The organism is Micromonospora sp. NPDC049836, from assembly GCF_044465125.1.
Taxonomy (GTDB): domain Bacteria; phylum Actinomycetota; class Actinomycetes; order Mycobacteriales; family Micromonosporaceae; genus Micromonospora.
Genome location: NZ_JBITLH010000001.1, coordinates 255,120 through 271,474 on the forward strand (window position 1 = coordinate 255,120; position 16,355 = coordinate 271,474).

Here is a 16,355-nt window from a genome sequence, read left to right on the forward strand (position 1 = left end):
GACGCTCCTCAGGACTTCCCGGCCGGCGGGTTGCCGAACCCGTCGTACGGGGTGCCGAGGAACGGGAAGTCGGCGAGGAACGGGGCGGTCACGTCGGCGGCGCTGAGTCCCGGGGTGAGCGTGGCCGCCGCCGGATCGGGCTTGAACGTCCTGTCCACCAGCGGCACGGTCAACCCGGCGATCGCCCGCAACGCGATGCTCACCACGTCGTCACCGACCCGCCGGCCGTTCGGGAAGCCGGCCAGGTCGCCGCCGAGCACGCCGAACCGGTCCGGCTTTCGGGTGGGCGGGATCGCCGTGTTCAGCCGCAGCATGTCCGCCTGCACGTCCCCGGTGGTGTTGGCGAAGCCGTCGATCAGGCCCGCCGGAATGCCGGTGAGCAGGATCGCGACCAGGTCGGCCCGGGGCTTCTTCGACCGGTTCAGCGCGTCCAGGTTGGGAAAGACCCCCGGGTAGAGGGTGGGCAGCAGGGCGGCCAGCTCGGGATGCTCGACGAACTGGGCGAACCGCCTGTCCTCCGTGGGCGGCAGCGTGTTCCACCGGTCCTTCCTGGACATCGGCACGAGGACCTCGTTGAACAACGGGTTGCCCAACCGGGAGACCTGGGTGAACGGACCGGCCGCGGTGTCCGCGGCCTCCCGGTCGCCGAGCACCCGGACCTGCTGCCGGGACGCCGTGGTCCACACCCCGACCGTCGAGGCGCGGTCGGCGTAGCCGTACCGGCTGGCCTTGCGGCGTACGGTGGCCAGCGGCACCTGCACCGCGATGCTGTGCACGTTGGTGCGGTCCAGCGCGTTGACCGGCTCACCCTCGGTCCTGAACAGCCGCTTGCCGGCCACGTGCAGCTGCTGGAACGGGCGGAGCGTGCCGAGGTCGAAGACGGCCCCCAGGTCGACGAAGAAGCCGTCCGCCCGCTGCCCGGCGAAGACCCGCTCGCCGGTGGAGAGCCGGTAGGTGGCCTGCCGGACCAGTTCCTGGTACTTCGGGGTGGAGAGCGGCCCCACGTTGCACGGCGGGCAGGGCAGTTTGTGCGCCAGCACGCGCGCCCGCCCGTCCACCACCCGGGTCAGCCGGTAGAACTGCCGCCGGTTCCAGTTCTTGCTGTCCAGCGACTCGATCGGCCCGGTGTTGTAAAGAAAGCTGTTCGGATTCGTGATCTCGGTGCTGAATTCGAACCGATAGGTGACATCCGGATAACCGTCGCCGTCGTTGTCGAGGTGAATCTCGTACCGCACGTCGTCGCCGAACTCGAAGAAGTTCGGACCGCCCGAGGGGAGCTGCACCGGCACGTAGTTGGCGATCAACGTGACCGTGTCGGGGTGGCTCGGGCTGACGAACGCGTACAGGTCGGAGCTGTCGGCGACCGGATCCTTGGCTATCTCCGGGGCTTCACGGTGAGAGGACATGGCGGACCACACCTTCGTCGAGGGGGAAGTCGATGCGGGACCGGCGGCGGGAACCCGCGCCGGGAGGAGGTGACGCCGCCGGGGCGGCACGCGCGGGTCAGCGCCGTCCGGCGGCCCGGACCAGCCGGTTCGCCAGGCCCCGGTCGCGTACCTCGATCCGGGTGCTGCCGACGAAGACGTCCAGCGCGCCGGAGGCCGCGTCGCGGAGGTGGACCACGATCGGCTCGTCCCGGCGGCCCGCCGAGGGCGCGTTCTGGGCGGCCGACAGGCCCGGCACGGTGAGGGCGGCGGCGCCCAGGGTGGCGCTCGCCGCGGCGGTCAACGTCTGCCGGCGGGTCAGGCGCGGCCAGGGCCGCTTCCGCTGATCACTGGTCATGGGCAACCTTTCCGGGCCGGCGCCGCAGCGCCCGCAGTGGACGGGGACCCGGGCACCGCCGGAGGCCCCGGTTCGGGGTCGCCGGCGGCGGTTCTCGCCGCGACCGCCGCCGGCATCCACTGGTACGGCCGGCGGCGGGGAAAGGTTCGACGTCAGGCGCCGGCGTGACCGTACGCGGTCGTCCGCCTGCGGGCCGGCCGGCCGGCGGTCGCCGCGATCGCCCGCAACTGCTCCTCGGTACGCGCCGAGCCGTTGCCCGAGCCGGCCATCCGGGAGATCGTCTCCTCCATCAGCGTGCCGCCCAGGTCGTTGCAGCCGCCCTGGAGCATCGCCACGGTCCCGGCGTCGCCGAGCTTGACCCAGGAGCACTGGATGTTGGCGATCCGGCCGTGCAGCAGCAGCCGGGACATCGCGTGCACGGCCCGGTTCTCCCGCCAGGTCGGCCCCGGACGGGCGATCCCGGCGAGGTAGATCGGCGCGTTGGTGTGCACGAAGGGCAGCGCCACGAACTCGGTGAAGCCGCCCGTCCGGTCCTGCACGCCGGCCAGCACCCGGAAGTGGGCCAGCCACTGCCCGGGATGGTCGACGTGGCCGTACATCATCGTGGAGCTGGACCGGATGCCCAGCTCGTGGGCCGTGCTGACCACCTCGACCCAGGCGGCGGCCGGCAGCTTGCCCTTGGTGAGCACCCAGCGCACGTCGTCGTCGAGGATCTCCGCGGCGGTGCCCGGGATGGTGTCCAGCCCGGCGTCGCGGAGCTGGAGCAGCCACTCCTTCACCGGCACGCCGGCCTTCGCGGCGGCGGTGACGATCTCCATCGGGGAGAACGCGTGCACGTGCAGCCCGGGCACCCGCGCCTTGATCGACCGGACGATGTCGAGGTAGCCGGTGACCGGCAGCTTCGGGTCGATGCCGCCCTGGAGGCAGACCTCGGTGGCGCCGGCCGCCCAGGCCTCCTCGGCGCGGTCGGCGACCTGCTGCACGGAGAGCCGGAACGCGTCCGCGTCGGACTCCCGCTGGGCGAAGGCGCAGAACCGGCACCCGACGTAGCAGACGTTGGTGAAGTTGATGTTGCGGTTGACCACGTAGGTCACGTCGTCGCCGACCGCGTCGCGGCGGACGTCGTCGGCGATCCGGCACAGCTCGTCCAGCGCCGGCCCGTCCGCGCCGAACAGCGCCAGCGCCGCCGCCTCGTGCGCCGGCGCGAGCAGCGCCGCCGGGTCGGCCGCGGCCAGCCGCAGGCCCGCCCGCAGGTCACCGTCCGCGCCGCCCGTGTTCCCGTCCCCGGGTGCCCGCGCGGCCGCGCTTGCCGTGCTCGCGTTCCCGGGTACCCGCGCGAGCGCCTCCGGCGCGATCCGGCCCGCCACCTCGGACCAGTCGCCGTAGACCTGGTCGAAGTCGCCCCGCCGGTCCCCGGTGCGCCCGGTGGTGTCGATGGTGGCGTGCAGGTCGGCCCGGCCGCCGAAGACCTCCTCCGGCTCCTGCCAGGGCCGGCCCACCGGCCGGGCCGCCTCGACGGCGAGCCCGGTGGCCGGGTCGGCGAGGGCGCGCACGTGCGGCAGCAGGCGCGGGTCCAGCCACGGGTCGCCGGCCCGGACGTACTCCGGGTAGACGGTCAGCCGCTCCCGCAGGGTGAACCCGGCGCTCGCGGTACGCCGGGCCAACTCGTCGAGGTGCGGCCAGGGGCGTTCCGGGTTGACGTGGTCCGGGGTGACCGGCGAGACGCCGCCCCAGTCGTCGATGCCGGCCCGCAGCAGCAGGTCGTACTCGCCCTCGATGAGGTTCGGTGGGGCCTGGATCCGGGCCTTCGGGCCGAGCAGCACCCGGGCCACCGCCACCGTGGCCGCCAGGTCGTGCAGTTCCGCGTCGGGCATGCCGCGCATCGCGGTGTCCGGCTTGGCGCGGAAGTTCTGCACGATCACCTCCTGGAGGTGGCCGTACTCCCGGTGCGCGCGGCGGATCGCGAAGAGCGCGTCGACCCGCTCGGCCGGGGTCTCACCGATGCCGATCAGCAGGCCGGTGGTGAACGGCACGCCGACCCGGCCGGCGTCCTCGAGGACCCGTAGCCGCACCGCCGGCTCCTTGTCCGGCGAGCCGTAGTGCGGGCCGCCCGGCTCCGACCAGAGCCGGGTAGCGGTGGTCTCCAGCATCATGCCCATGCTCGGCGCCACCGGCTTGAGCCGCTGCAACTCGGACCAGGACAGCACGCCCGGGTTGAGGTGCGGCAGCAGGCCGGTCTCCTCCAGCACCGCCACCGCGCAGGCGCGCAGGTAGTCGAGGGTGGAGTCGTAACCCCGCTCGTCCAGCCAGCGCCGGGCCGCCGGCCAGCGCTCCTCCGGCCGGTCACCGAGGGTGAACAGGGCCTCCTTGCAGCCCTGCGCGGCGCCCGCCCGGGCGACCGCGAGCACCTCGTCCCTCTCCAGGTACGCGGCGGGCAGCCGGTGCGGCACGGTGGCGAACGTGCAGTAGTGGCAGCGGTCCCGGCAGAGCCGGGTCAGCGGGATGAACACCTTCTTGGAGAAGGTGACCACGCCCGGTCGGCCGGCCTCGCGCAGCCCGGCGTCGCGCACCTCGCCGGCGATCCGGAGCAGGTCGGCCAGGGCGTCCCCGCGCGCGGCCAGCAGCGCGCTCGCCTCGTCGAGGTCCAGCGCCCGCCCGGCGGCGGCCCGGCCCAGCGCCCGCCGGATGCTCGCCTCGGTCGGGCCGGACTCGCTGCGATCAACCATCCGTCCAGCCTAGGCGCTGGCCGGAGCGGGCCGGACCGGCCCCGGTCAGGTCCACCGACGGGCCGGCGGCGGTCCGGGACGGACCGCCGCCGGGGGCCGTCAGCGCGGGTGGTTCGGGTCGTCCCGGTCGAAGCGCTCGGTGCGGTCGCCGTCGTGCGGGGCGGGTTCCGCCGGCTGGCGCGGGATGGCCTGGGTCGGGTCGGCCGACGGCGGCTGGCCGAACGGCGGCGCCGGCTGCGGGGCGCCGTACGGGGGTCCGGACTGCGGGGCGCCGTACGGCGGGCCGGACTGCGGGGTGTGCGGCGGGGCGGTGTTGAACGGCGGCGCGGACTGCGGGTGGCCGTACTGGCCCGGCACCGGGTGGCCGGGCTGCGGCGGCGCGCCGGCGCCCGGGTACCCGCCCGGTCCCGGGTAGCCGCCCGGCTGGCCCGGCTGGCCCGGCTGGCCCGGGAAACCGCCCGGCTGGCCCGGGTAGCCACCCGGCTGGCCCGGCTGCTGCGGCCAGCCCGGCTGCGGCTGGCCGTACATGCCGGGCTGGGGCTTCGGGCGGGGGACGAAGTAGAGCGTGCGCCAGATCCGGAACACCACGAACGCGGCGATCCCGAAGATCGCCAGCCCGGCGAGCCGGCTCAGCATGCCGAGGAAGGCGTCCAGCACCGCCGCGTCGGTGAGCCGGCCGACCAGCCAGACCAGGAAGGTGAGCGCGCCGAAGAGGGCGGCGAAGGCGTACTCGGCGAGCGCCACCTGGGTGATCAGCTTCGCCCTGGCCAGGGTGGGGCGCACGTGGGTGGCCAGCAGGACGGCCAGCAGCGGCAGCACGGCCGACTCGATGCCGACGAACCCGTAGTGGGTGGAGCCGGCCCGGTCGGTGAACGTGCCGTAGCCGTCCAGCGGCAGCAGCAGGCGCAGCAGACTCACGAAGAGCAGCACGGCGTTCGCGCCGAGCAGGACGAGCGCGGCCAGTTCGCGCAGTGGCTTGGTCACCTGGCTGGCCTGCGTCGCGTCGCTGGACGCCGGCTCGGCGGGGCTGGTCACGGACTCCCCCTGGGGACGATGACGGACAGTTGCCGGACGTGAGCCTAGTCGCATCGGGCACCGGCCGATCGATGGCCGCGCGTGCGGAAGGATGGACACCATGCGCATCGTGGTTCTGACCGGCGGGATCGGGGGCGCCCGCTTCCTGCTCGGCGTCCGGGCGTACGCCCGGGAGGTGGGGGCCGAGGTGACCGCCGTGGTCAACGTCGGCGACGACCTGCTGCTGCACGGGTTGAAGGTCTGCCCCGACCTGGACAGCGTGATGTACACGCTGGGCGGCGGCGCCGACCCGGAGCGGGGCTGGGGCCGGGTCGGCGAGACCTGGACGGTCAAGTCCGAGCTGGCCGCGTACGGCGCCGAGCCGACCTGGTTCGGCCTCGGCGACAAGGACATCGCCACCCACCTGGTGCGCACCACCATGCTCAACGCAGGCTATCCGCTCTCCGCGGTGACGCGGGCGCTGGCCACCCGGTGGGAGCCCGGCCTGGCCCTGCTGCCGGCCACCGACGACCGGCTGGAGACCCACGTGGTGGTCGACGGCGAGCAGGGGCAGCGGGCGATCCACTTCCAGGAGTGGTGGGTGCGCTACCGGGCGGACATCCCGACCCACCGCTTCGTCTTCGTCGGGGCCGAGACGGCGAAGCCCGCGCCCGGGGTGCTGGCGGCGCTCGAGGCCGCCGACGTGGTGCTGATCGCGCCGAGCAACCCGGTGGTGAGCATCGCGCCGATCCTGGCGGTGCCGGGGCTGCGGGAGGCGGTGGCCGGCGGGCCGGCGCCCGTGGTCGGGGTCTCCCCGATCATCGGCGGTGCCCCGGTGCGGGGGATGGCCGACCGCTGCCTCGCCGTGCTCGGCGTCGAGTGCAGCGCGGCCGGGGTGGGCGGCCTCTACGCTGGCCGGTCGGCCGGCGGGCTGCTCGACGGCTGGCTGGTCGCGCCCGAGGACGAGGGGACACTGGTGCCGGCGGTGACCGTACGCTCGGCACCGCTGCGGATGACCGACGAGGCGGCCACGGCGACGATGGTCCGGGCCGCGTTGGAGCTGGTGTGAGGTTGGAGATCCTGCCGGTGCTGGGCATCGGCGACGTGACCGAGGGCGACGACCTGGCGGCGCTGATCGCCACCGCGGCGCCGTGGCTGCGCGACGGGGACGTGCTGGTGGTGACCAGCAAGATCGTGTCCAAGGCGGAGGGCCGGCTGGTCGACGTGCCGGCGGACGGGCCCGAGCGGCTCGCCGCCCGGGACGAGGTGCTGGCCGGGGAGACGGCCCGGGTGGTGGCCAGCCGGGGCGCGACCCGGATCGTGCAGACCCACCACGGCTTCGTGATGGCTTCCGCCGGCATCGACGCCTCGAACGTGGACAAGACCCGGCTGGTGCTGCTGCCGGCGGACCCCGACGCGTCCGCGCGGGCGCTGCGAGCCGCGCTGCGCGACCGCTACCGGCTGGACGTCGCGGTGATCATCAGCGACACCATGGGCCGGCCGTGGCGCAACGGCCTCACCGACGTGGCGCTCGGGGTGGCCGGGATGCCGGCGATCCGCGACCACCGGGGTGAGATCGACCCGTACGGCAACGAGCTCCAGCTCACCCAGATGGCGGTGGTGGACGAGCTGGCCGGTGCCGGCGAGCTGATCAAGGGCAAGTGCGACCAGGTGCCGGTGGCGGTGGTCCGCGGCTACCTGGGCGTGGGGCGGGACGACGACAGCGCGGGCGCCCGGGCGTTGGTCCGCGACGCCGAGCTGGACCTCTTCTCGCTCGGCACGGCCGAGGCACGGGCCGCCGGTCTGCGCGAGGCCGCCACGCTGGCCGACGGCCCCGGCCCGACGCCGGCCGACCCGGCCGCCGTGGACCGGGCGATCGCCGCGGTGGCCGGGGTGCTCGCGCCCGGCACGGTGCTCACCCACGTCACCGACGAGGCGGTACGCGCCGGACTGGTCGCCACCGTGCCCGGCTGGCCGGCCCACGCCACCGGGCTGGTGCTGGGCGCCCCGCCCACCCCGGTCGACGCGGCGGACCTGGTGCGCTTCGGCGCCGACCTGCAACGGCTGCGGACCGCGCTGGCCGCCGAAGGGGTCCCCTCGGCGCTGCTGCCGCCACCGCCCGCCACCACCGCCGGCGCCGCGCTGGCCGTCTGACCCGGCCCTGTTGCCGGCGCCGCGCTGGCCGTCTGACCCGGGCCTGCTGCCGGCGCCGCGCTGGTCGTCTGACCGGGGCCTGCTGCCGGCGCCGCGCTGGCCGTCTGACCGGGGCCTCGGCGGGTCAGGCGTCGAGGACGGCCCGGCCCAGCGGGGTCAGGGTGTGCAGCACCGTGTTGCGGTCCCGGTGGCTGACCAGCAGGCCGGCGTTGCGCAGCACCGTGGCGTGCTGGCTGGCCGCCGCCGCCGAGATGGACAGCCGACGGGCCAGCTCGCCGGTGGTGCACCCGTCGTCCGACGCGGCCAGCACGGCGGCCCGGGTCCGGCCGAGCAGGGCGGCGAGGGCCTCCCGGCCGCCGTCCGGCTCGGCGGCGGCACCGGCGCCGACCGCCAGCCCGCCGAGCCGGTCCACCGGATAGACCAGCACCGGCGGCAGCGCCGGGTCGAGCAGCGCCACCGGGGTCCGGGCGCAGAAGAAGGCCGGCACCAGCATCAGCCCCCGACCGTCCAGGTGCAGCTCGCGGCTGTCCGGGTAGTCGACCACCTCGAGCACGCCGTCGGCCCACCGCATGCCGGGCCGCAGGCTGGCCAGCAGCCCTTCCGGCCCGCCGTCGAGCATCGCCCGGGCCCGCCGCGCCCGGTCGGCCTCGACGGCGGCCTGGATCCGGGGCCAGTACGGGGCGATGGCCACGCTCCGGTAGCGCGTCATCGAGCTGGTGAGATGGGTCATGATCTCCGGCTCGCCACGGGCCAGCGCCGCCGCCGAGGTGGGCAGCTCGTTCTCCTCCGCCAGCACGGTCAGGTCACGGCGCAGCAGGTCGATCGGGGTGCCCCGGACCGCTTCCAGCCCTGCCTCGAAGCCTTCCCGGCTGGCGTACGGGGTGAGGAAGTCGGGAAAGTAGCCGCGTGGCGGGTTGAGCGCGAGCAGCAGGCGGAACTGCTCGGCCGCGGTCTCCGCCCGTAGCGCACGGGCCACCGAGCGGCGCCACTCCAGCAGCAGCGGCTGGCGCTCCCGGCCCTGGAGCAGGTGCAGGCTGAGGACCAGCTCCCACATCGGATCCGGGGCAGGGGCGACCCTGGTCCGCAGGATGTCCTCGCTCGAGAAGAAGATCTTCAGCATGGAGCACTCCCGAAGGCGGGCGGAGGGAAAGCCCTTACCTTCACCCCGCACTCTACCGTCGGCAGTAATCTCCATCTTTAAGCGTGGACTGAAAGACCTCGACGGCGGCCCGGCCGGCTGGGCAGACTGCTGGTGCCCGTCGGACCAGGCGGTACCGGCGTTCGGGGGTGGGGCGGGCGACCGGGCGGCAGCACGAGGGTCCGCGGAGACACTCCGCGGAGGTGCCACCCGGTCGTTCCGTGTCCGGCCCACTCCACCGGTCGCCGGGTCACCGGCCCGGGTAGGGAGCGGACGCTCGTAGAGTGTCGGCGTGCACACCGACCTGGGGACGTACGCCGACCTGCACGCCGACGCCACCGCGCTGCTGAGCCGCTGGACGGCGACCAGCCCGGCCGCCGCCACCAACCGGGACCGCACCCTGGAGCTGCTGGCCGCCGGGCCGGTGGCGCTGAGCCGCGCGCACCGGCCCGGGCACGTGACCGCCAGCGCGCTGGTGCTCGACGCCACCGGCGAGCGGGTGCTGCTCTGCCTGCACGGCAGGTTCCACAAGTGGGTGCAGCTCGGCGGGCACTGCGAGCCCGGCGACCCGACGCTGGTGGCTGCCGCGCTGCGCGAGGCGACCGAGGAGTCCGGGATCGCCGGGCTGACGATCGACCCGGAGCCGATCGACGTGGACATCCACCCGGTCGCCTGCCAGGGCGGCTCGCTGCACTACGACGTCCGGTTCGCCGTGTTCGCCCCGGCCGGCGCGGCCGAGCGGGTCAGCGCCGAAAGCGCGGCGCTGGGCTGGTTCCCGCCGGACCGGCTGCCCGAGCCGCTGGCCGACGGGACCGTCCAACTGATCGCGCCGGCCCTGGCCACGCTGGCCCGCCGCACCGCCGGCTGACCGTCAGAGCAGGCCCTCCTCGCCGCGCTCCTTCAACTCGTCGACCAGCTTCTTCACGTCCTGCGCGCGGTCGCGCGGGCAGACCAGCACGGCGTCCGGGGTGTCCACCACGATCAGGTCGTGCACCCCGACCGCGGCCACCAGCCGGCCGGACTGCGGGACCACCACGCTGCCGGTGGTGTCGTGCAGCAGCACACCCGGCTTGGCGTCGCTGCCGAGCACCACGTTGCCGTCGGCGTCGGCGGGCAGCACCTCGCCGAGGGTGTGGAAGTCACCGACGTCGTTCCAGCCGAAGTCGCCGGGGACGGTCGCCACCCGGCCGGCGGTCGCCGCGCCCTCCATCACCGCGTAGTCGACGGAGATCTTGGGCAGGGTCGGCCAGACGGTGCCCAGCACGTCGTCCTGTTCCGGGCTGCCCCATGCCGCCGCGATGGCGGTGATCCCGGCGTGCATGGCCGGCTGCTGCCGGGCCAGTTCGGCCAGGAAGACGTCCACCCGCCAGACGAACATGCTGGCGTTCCAGAGGTGCCGACCGGAGCGGACGTAGCCCTCGGCCACCTCGGCGGCCGGCTTCTCCTTGAACTCGGTCACCGGGCGCTGCGGGCCGTCGCCCACCGGATCCCCGGTCTCCAGGTAGCCGTAGCCGGTCTCGGGCCGGGTCGGGGTGATGCCCACGGTCATCAGCAGCCCCTGCTCGGCCCCGCCGATGGCCTGGCGTACCACCTCGGCCAGCCGGGCCGGGTCGCCGATCAGGTGGTCGGCGGCGAACGAGCCCATCACCGCCGCCGGGTCACGCTCCGCGATCACCGCGGCGGCCAGCGCGATGGCCGCGCAGGAGTCCCGCGGTGAGGGCTCGACCAGGATGTTCTCCTCGGGCAGGCCAGCCAGTTGCCGGGCCACCGCCGCGACGTGCGCGGCCCCGGTGACCACCAGTGTGCGCTCCGGCGTGGTCAACGGCGACAACCGGTCCACCGTCGCCTGCAGCAGCGAGGCGGGCGTACCGGTCAGCGGGTGGAGGAACTTGGGATGGCCGGCACGGGACAACGGCCACAACCTCGTGCCACTGCCACCCGCCGGGATCACGGCGTAGAACATCAGCACATCATGCCCGAAGCGGGCGCGCGGTCAGGGGCGCTCGCGCCCACCGGGGGCCGGGACGGTCAGGACCGGGCCCGGCTCCAGGCGGCGGTGTGCACCTCGGCGCTGGACTCCCAGGTGAACTCCTTGGCCCGGTCGAAACCGGCCTTGGCCAGGGCGAGCCGGCGCTGCTCGTCGTCGAGCAGGGCGCCCAGATCGGTGGCGATCTGGTCCGGGTCCTCGCTGGTGTACGCCACCGCGTCGCCACCCACCTCGGGCAGCGAGAGCCGCGGCGTGGTCAGCACCGGCGCGGCGCACGCCATCGCCTCCAGGATGGGCAGGCCGAAACCCTCGCCGTACGACGGGTAGGCGGCGACCAGGGCACCGCCGAGGAAGCCGGGCAGGTCGGCGTAGCGGAGGTAGCCCGGACGCAGCAGCCGCAGGTGGGACGGGACCTCGGCCACCGCCCGGTCGATGTCGTCGTCGTGCCCCTGGCCACCGGCGAGCACCAGGGCCGGCGGGTCGTCCCGGTCGGCCACGGCGCGGGCCCAGCCGCGGATCAGGTTGGGCACGTTCTTGCGCGGCTCCTTGGCCCCGAGGAAGGCCACGTAGCTGCTGCTGCCCAGCCCGAGGCGGGCCCGGACCCGGGCCTTCTCCTCCTCGCTCGGGGCGTGGAAGGCGGCCTGGTCGACCCCGTGGTAGGCCACGTCGATCCGGGTCGGGTCGGCGTCCAGCAGGCGGATCAGCTCGTCGCGGGTGGCCTTGCTCGGCACGATCACCCGCTCGGCGCGACGCAACGAGGTCTTGATCGCGCTGCGGAAGAACGTCCGGCGGGACTTGTCGTAGTGCTCCGGCTCGGTGAAGAAGGTCGCATCGTGCACGGTGACCGTGACCGGGCAGCCGGCCCGCAGCGGGCAGGTGTAGAAGGGCGAGTGCAGCACCTCGGCGCCCACCTGCTGGGCCAGCAGCGGCAGGCCGGTCTGCTCCCAGGCGAGCCGCGCCGGGCGGTGCGCCACCGCCGCCGGCGCAGGGATCACCTCGGCCGCCGGCAGCATCCGGGTGTACCGCTCCAGATCGGTGCGGAGGCTCACCACCACCAGGTCGACGGCGGAGCCGCAGACCCGGCCGAGGGCGCCGAGCAGGCCGTCGACGTATCTACCGACGCCGCCACGGTCGGCGGGGACACTCGTGGCGTCGATGAGCACGCGGGGCGGGCGACCGGCGGTCACTGGGCGACTCCTCAGCAAGTCCAGTTGTGGGGAACAACACTGTCGGCAAGCCTACGCCGGGCCTGGGTCCCGGCGGTGACCGCGACCCGACGGTACGCCGACTTGTCCTTGTCATCGAGTACGGGCCACCGGCGCGTATCGTTCGCGCCGATGGCCGACAACATTGCCCGGGTGTTCGCCGACGCGATCGCGACCGACCCCACCCGCCCCCTCCTGACCTGGTACGACGACGCCACCGGCGAGCGCACCGAACTGTCCGGCGCGACCCTGGCGAACTGGGCCGCCAAGACGGCGAACCTGCTCGTCGACGAGGTCGGCCTCGCGCCCGGTGACACGGCCGCCGTGCTGCTGCCGCCGCACTGGCAGACCGCCGCCGTGCTGCTCGGCTGCTGGTCGGCGAAGCTGGCCGTGGTGGACGCCCCGGGCGACGTGGACGTCCTCTTCGCCGCCGCCGGGCGGGCCGCCGAGGCGGCGCAGTGGTCGGCCGGCGAGCGGTACGCGCTCCCCCTCGACCCGTTCGCCCTGCCGCTGCGGCAGGTGCCGGCCGGCTTCACCGACTTCGTGTCGTCGGTACGCGGCCACGGCGACCACTTCACCCCGTACCCCCAGGGGGGATCGGGGGACGCGGAGCTGCTGGCCCGCGCGCAGGCCCGGGCCGCGGAGCTCTGCCTGACCCCCGGCGACCGGGTGTTGATCGACACCGACCAGCACCCCGACCCGGTCGACTGGCTGCTGGCCCCCCTCACCGCCAACGCCACCCTGGTGGCCTGCGCCCACCTCGACCCGTCCCGCCTGGACTCCCGCACCGCCGCGGAAAAGATCACCCGCACCGTCACCTAGCGTCGATCATGGAGTTGTGGCGCCCGGAAGGAGGCGTTACGCCCCCCTGGTGAGGTGCCACAACTCCATGATCGGCAGGGCCGGGAGGGTCAGGCCGGGGTGGCGTGGTCGGTGGGGGCGCGGCGTTGGGCGAAGGCGGCGAAGGCCGTCAGGGAATCCGGGTTGGCCAGGGCGCCCTTGGCGGCGGCGCGGTCGACCGGGGTGCCGGTCAGGATCTTCTTGACCGGGACCTCCAGCTTCTTCGCCGAGAGGGTGCGCGGGACCGCGCGGACCTGGTGGATCTCGTCGGGCACGTGCCGGGGCGACAGCGCGGTCCGCAGCTCGCGGCAGATCGTGCGGCGCAGCGCGTCGTCGAGCTCCAGCCCTTCCGCGAGCACCACGAAGAGCAGCAGCTCGCCGGCGCCGCCCTCGTCGTCCTCCAGGTGCACGACCACCGAGTCGACCACCTCGTCCAGCCCTTCCACCACCGAGTAGAACTCGGCGGTGCCGAGCCGCACGCCGCCCCGGTTCAGGGTGGCGTCGGAGCGGCCGGTGATCACGCAGCCGCCGCGCTCGTTGATGGTGATCCAGTCGCCGTGCCGCCAGACCCCCGGATAGACCTCGAAGTACGCCTCGCGGTAGCGGGAGCCGTCGGTGTCGTTCCAGAACCCCACCGGCATGCTCGGCATCGGCTCGGTGATCACCAGCTCGCCGAGCTGGCCGATGACCGGGCTGCCGTCGCCCGAGCGGGCCTCCACCTTCGCGCCGAGCGCCCGGCAGGTGATCTCGCCGGCGTGCACCGGCAGCAGCGGCACCCCACCGACGAAGCCGGTGCAGACGTCGGTGCCGCCGGAGAGCGACTGGAGCTGGAGGTGGTCACCGACGTTCTCGTACACCCAGGTGAAGCCCTCGGCGGGCAGCGGTGCGCCGGTCGAGCCGAGGCCGCGCAGCGCGCCGAGGTCGGCGATCTCGCGCGGCACCAGGCCGGCCTTGCGGCAGGCCAGCAGGAACGGCGCGGACGTGCCGAAATAGGTGGTGCCGGTCGTCGCGGCCAGCCGCCACAGCGCGCCCAGGTCCGGGTGGCCGGGGTTGCCGTCGAAGAGCACGATCGTCGCGCCCACCGCCGGGCCGGAGACCAGGAAGTTCCACATCATCCAGCCGGTGGTGGTGAACCAGAAGAACCGGTCCGCCGGGCCCAGGTCGTGCTGCAGGGCCAGCATCTTCAGGTGCTCCAGCAGGATGCCCCCGTGGCCGTGCACGATCGGCTTCGGCAGGCCGGTGGTGCCGGAGGAGTAGAGCACGTAGAGCGGGTGGTCGAAGGGCACCGGCGTGAAGGTCAGCGGCTCGTCGGTCGCCGCCGCCAGCTCGGCCCAGCTCAGCGCGCCCGCCGGCGGCGACCCGGCCGGGTCCAGGTAGGCGATGTCGACGGTGTGCTCCAGCGACGGCAGCGCGGCCCGGATCGCGGCCACCTCGCCGCGCCGGTCGACGGGCTTGTCGCCGTACCGGTAGCCGTCGACGGCCATGAGGACCTTCGGCTCGATCTGCTGCCAGCGGTCGGTGACGCTGCGGGTGCCGAACTCGGGCGCGCAGGAGGAGAAGATCGCGCCCAGGCTGGCGGTGGCCAGCAGCAGCACGAACGTCTCCGGGATGTTCGGCGCGTACGCGGCCACCCGGTCGCCGCGGCCGACGCCGAGCCGGCGCAGCCCGGCCGCCACCCGGCGGACCTGCTCGCGCAGCTCGGCGGCGGTCAGTGTCTCGGGCGCCCGGGTCTGCCCGTGCGCGACCACCACCGGGTCGTCGTCGCCCCGGCCGGGCATCCGCAGCACGTTCTCGGCGTAGTTGAGGGTGGCGCCGGGGAACCACCGGGCGCCGGGCATGGCCCGGTCGGCCAGGGTCGCCGTCGGCGGGGTGTGCGCGATCACCTCGAAGTAGTCCCAGATCGAGCGCCAGAAGGCGTCCAGGTCGGTCACCGACCAGCGCCACAACGCGTCGTAGTCGGCGAACTCGAGGCCCCGGTGCGCCGCCAGCCAGCGCAGGTAGTCACCGATCCGGGACCGCTCACGCACGTCGGCCGGCGGCGTCCACAGCACGTCACCCACTGATCCCACCCTCCCTGAGGCCCGTCACCACACTGTGCCTGGGCCTGGCGCAATCTTGCCCTACCCCGCCTGGCCATTGTCCGCACCGGGTGGCGCCGACGGGGCGTGGCCGGGACACACCCCGCGGTGCCTACGGGTGTGGGTCCGCCCGTTGAGCGGGTGCCCCCTGCCCCGAGGAGGCGTTGCGTGAGGGCCGCCGCCTCTCCCCTCAGCCGGCGCGGTGCGCCTGGATCGCACGCCGGCGGGCGAGCCGGTGGGCGCGGCGGATCTCCGCCTCCCGGTAGCGCCGCTCGTCCTCCGCCGTCTCCGGCAGCACCGGCCGCACCGGGCGGGGCGCGCCGCCCACGTCCACCCCCACGAAGACCAGGTACGCGGTGGCCACCCGCACCGGCTCGTCCTCGGCCGAGTCCCAGCGCTCGGCGACCACCTTCACCCCGATCTCCATCGAGGTGTGCCCGGTCCAGTTGACCTGGGCGTGCGCGTGCACCAGGTCGCCCACCCGGACCGGCTCGGAGAAGACGATCTCGTCGATCGACGCGGTGACCGCGGTGCCCCCGCTGTGCCGGGCGGCGGCCGCCCCGGCGACGTCGTCGACGAACTTCATCAGTACCCCACCGTGCACGGTCCCGTACAGATTGACATCGACGGCAGTCATGATCCGGCTGAGCGTTACCCGGGAGTACGAGGTCGGCTTGCCCGCCGGCACGGTGGAGGGGTGATCTGTCATGGCGGAAACGGTACGGTGCGCGGATGCGACATCTCTGGAGCTTCCTCGCCGGGTTGGTGGTGGCGCCCGTCACCTGGGTGCTCGTCACCCTCGGTCAGGACGGATCAGGACGCACCGTCCACCGCTGGGTGGAACTCGGTACGTACAGCACACCCAACCTGATCGAGCCGGCCGTCTACCTCGGCGTCGCCGGCATCCTGCTCGGCCTGCTCGCCACGCTGCGCTTCTCGCCGCTCGGTCCGCTCACGGCCGGGCTGCTGCTGGCCGTCCCGTACCTCGGGATGTTCGTCGCGCCGTTCACCGTGCGTGACGCGGTCCCGCAGAACTGGAAGATGCTCGGGGACCCGCTGCCGCTGCGCCAGCCGTTGGAGAACGGCACGCTGTTCCTCATCGGCGTGCTGCTGCTGATGGCCGTGTTCAGCGTGCAGCGCTGGCGGCGGTGGCCCGACCAGCCCACGGCCGAGGCGGAGCTGACCCCGGCCGCCAAGCCGGCCGAGCCCAGCCCCTCGCTCGGCGACTGGCCGCCGTCCGACGCGACCAAGGACACCGCCCCGCTGACCCTGGGCTATCCCGAGACCCCCACCGAACCCCTGCCCCGCCGCACCGGCGGCGAGTCGCCGTGGTCCGCGCCCCCGCGCCCCGCGAGCCGACCGGAGGGCACCACCGAGTTCCGCTGAACGCCCGCGGGCGGGCCGGCACCCCGGCCCGCCCGCCCGACCTGC

General features: G+C 74.4%; 14 protein-coding genes. 5 read left to right on the forward strand and 9 right to left on the reverse strand.

All coding sequences use genetic code 11. The features are described from left to right. Positions 1-8 precede the first annotated feature (8 nt). The 4 genes from ACIBPB_RS01195 to ACIBPB_RS01210 form a co-directional block, all read right to left on the reverse strand. Entirely contained in the window at positions 9-1,406 is a 1,398-nt protein-coding gene (locus tag ACIBPB_RS01195) for a DUF4331 domain-containing protein (protein ID WP_396837640.1), read from the reverse strand. A gap of 97 nt (positions 1,407-1,503) precedes the next feature. Next, a complete protein-coding gene (locus ACIBPB_RS01200) occupies positions 1,504-1,782 on the reverse strand; it encodes a hypothetical protein (RefSeq protein WP_396837641.1) in 279 nt (92 codons plus the stop codon). A gap of 152 nt (positions 1,783-1,934) precedes the next feature. After that, complete coding sequence (locus ACIBPB_RS01205; RefSeq protein ID WP_396837642.1) at positions 1,935-4,508, reverse strand: bifunctional FO biosynthesis protein CofGH; 2,574 nt, start codon at positions 4,506-4,508, stop codon at positions 1,935-1,937. Between the two features lie 99 nt (positions 4,509-4,607). Continuing rightward, the gene (locus ACIBPB_RS01210; protein WP_396837643.1) at positions 4,608-5,543 is read right to left on the reverse strand and encodes a hypothetical protein; all 936 of its coding nucleotides are present in this window, start codon (positions 5,541-5,543) and stop codon (positions 4,608-4,610) included. 100 nt (positions 5,544-5,643) lie between these two features. On the opposite strand from ACIBPB_RS01210, the gene cofD reads away from it, so the two are divergent. Both cofD and ACIBPB_RS01220 read left to right on the forward strand, forming a co-directional pair. Next, positions 5,644-6,591: a 2-phospho-L-lactate transferase gene (gene cofD / locus ACIBPB_RS01215; RefSeq protein ID WP_357315742.1), complete on the forward strand. Its 948-nt coding sequence runs from the start codon at positions 5,644-5,646 to the stop codon at positions 6,589-6,591. After that, the gene (locus tag ACIBPB_RS01220) at positions 6,588-7,676 is read left to right on the forward strand and encodes a coenzyme F420-0:L-glutamate ligase (RefSeq protein WP_396837644.1); all 1,089 of its coding nucleotides are present in this window, start codon (positions 6,588-6,590) and stop codon (positions 7,674-7,676) included. The genes cofD and ACIBPB_RS01220 overlap by 4 nt, the downstream gene beginning before the upstream one ends. Positions 7,677-7,800: 124 nt before the next feature. Here the strand turns inward: ACIBPB_RS01220 and ACIBPB_RS01225 are convergent, their stop codons facing one another. After that, positions 7,801-8,796 carry an ArsR/SmtB family transcription factor gene (locus ACIBPB_RS01225; RefSeq protein ID WP_396837645.1) on the reverse strand — a complete coding sequence of 332 codons (996 nt, stop codon included), beginning with the start codon at positions 8,794-8,796 and terminating at the stop codon, positions 7,801-7,803. A 310-nt stretch (positions 8,797-9,106) separates the two neighbouring features. Here ACIBPB_RS01225 and ACIBPB_RS01230 point away from each other — a divergent pair, with 310 nt between their 5' ends. Then, positions 9,107-9,682, forward strand: a complete 576-nt coding sequence (locus ACIBPB_RS01230; RefSeq protein ID WP_396837646.1) for an NUDIX hydrolase — start codon at positions 9,107-9,109, stop codon at positions 9,680-9,682. Positions 9,683-9,685: 3 nt separating this feature from the next. Here ACIBPB_RS01230 and ACIBPB_RS01235 read toward each other — a convergent pair whose 3' ends face one another. Together ACIBPB_RS01235 and ACIBPB_RS01240 are read right to left on the reverse strand one after the other, a co-directional pair. After that, complete coding sequence (locus tag ACIBPB_RS01235) at positions 9,686-10,777, reverse strand: mannose-1-phosphate guanylyltransferase (RefSeq protein WP_396837647.1); 1,092 nt, start codon at positions 10,775-10,777, stop codon at positions 9,686-9,688. A 65-nt stretch (positions 10,778-10,842) separates the two neighbouring features. Next, on the reverse strand, positions 10,843-11,988 hold the full coding sequence (locus ACIBPB_RS01240) for a glycosyltransferase family 4 protein (RefSeq protein WP_396837648.1): 1,146 nt from the start codon (positions 11,986-11,988) through the stop codon (positions 10,843-10,845). 150 nt (positions 11,989-12,138) lie between these two features. Between ACIBPB_RS01240 and ACIBPB_RS01245 the strand changes: the two genes are divergently transcribed. Further along, positions 12,139-12,828 (forward strand): TIGR03089 family protein, encoded by a 690-nt coding sequence (locus tag ACIBPB_RS01245; protein ID WP_396837649.1) that lies wholly within the window; start codon positions 12,139-12,141, stop codon positions 12,826-12,828. A gap of 89 nt (positions 12,829-12,917) precedes the next feature. On the opposite strand, the gene ACIBPB_RS01250 is transcribed toward ACIBPB_RS01245, so the two are convergent. Then, positions 12,918-14,906, reverse strand: a complete 1,989-nt coding sequence (locus ACIBPB_RS01250; RefSeq protein ID WP_396837650.1) for an acetoacetate--CoA ligase — start codon at positions 14,904-14,906, stop codon at positions 12,918-12,920. A gap of 208 nt (positions 14,907-15,114) precedes the next feature. Beyond that, on the reverse strand, positions 15,115-15,633 hold the full coding sequence (locus tag ACIBPB_RS01255; protein ID WP_357315765.1) for an acyl-CoA thioesterase: 519 nt from the start codon (positions 15,631-15,633) through the stop codon (positions 15,115-15,117). 23 nt (positions 15,634-15,656) lie between these two features. Here ACIBPB_RS01255 and ACIBPB_RS01260 point away from each other — a divergent pair, with 23 nt between their 5' ends. Next, positions 15,657-16,310, forward strand: coding sequence for a hypothetical protein (locus ACIBPB_RS01260; protein ID WP_396837651.1), 654 nt, complete (start codon positions 15,657-15,659; stop codon positions 16,308-16,310). Positions 16,311-16,355: the final 45 nt, after the last annotated feature.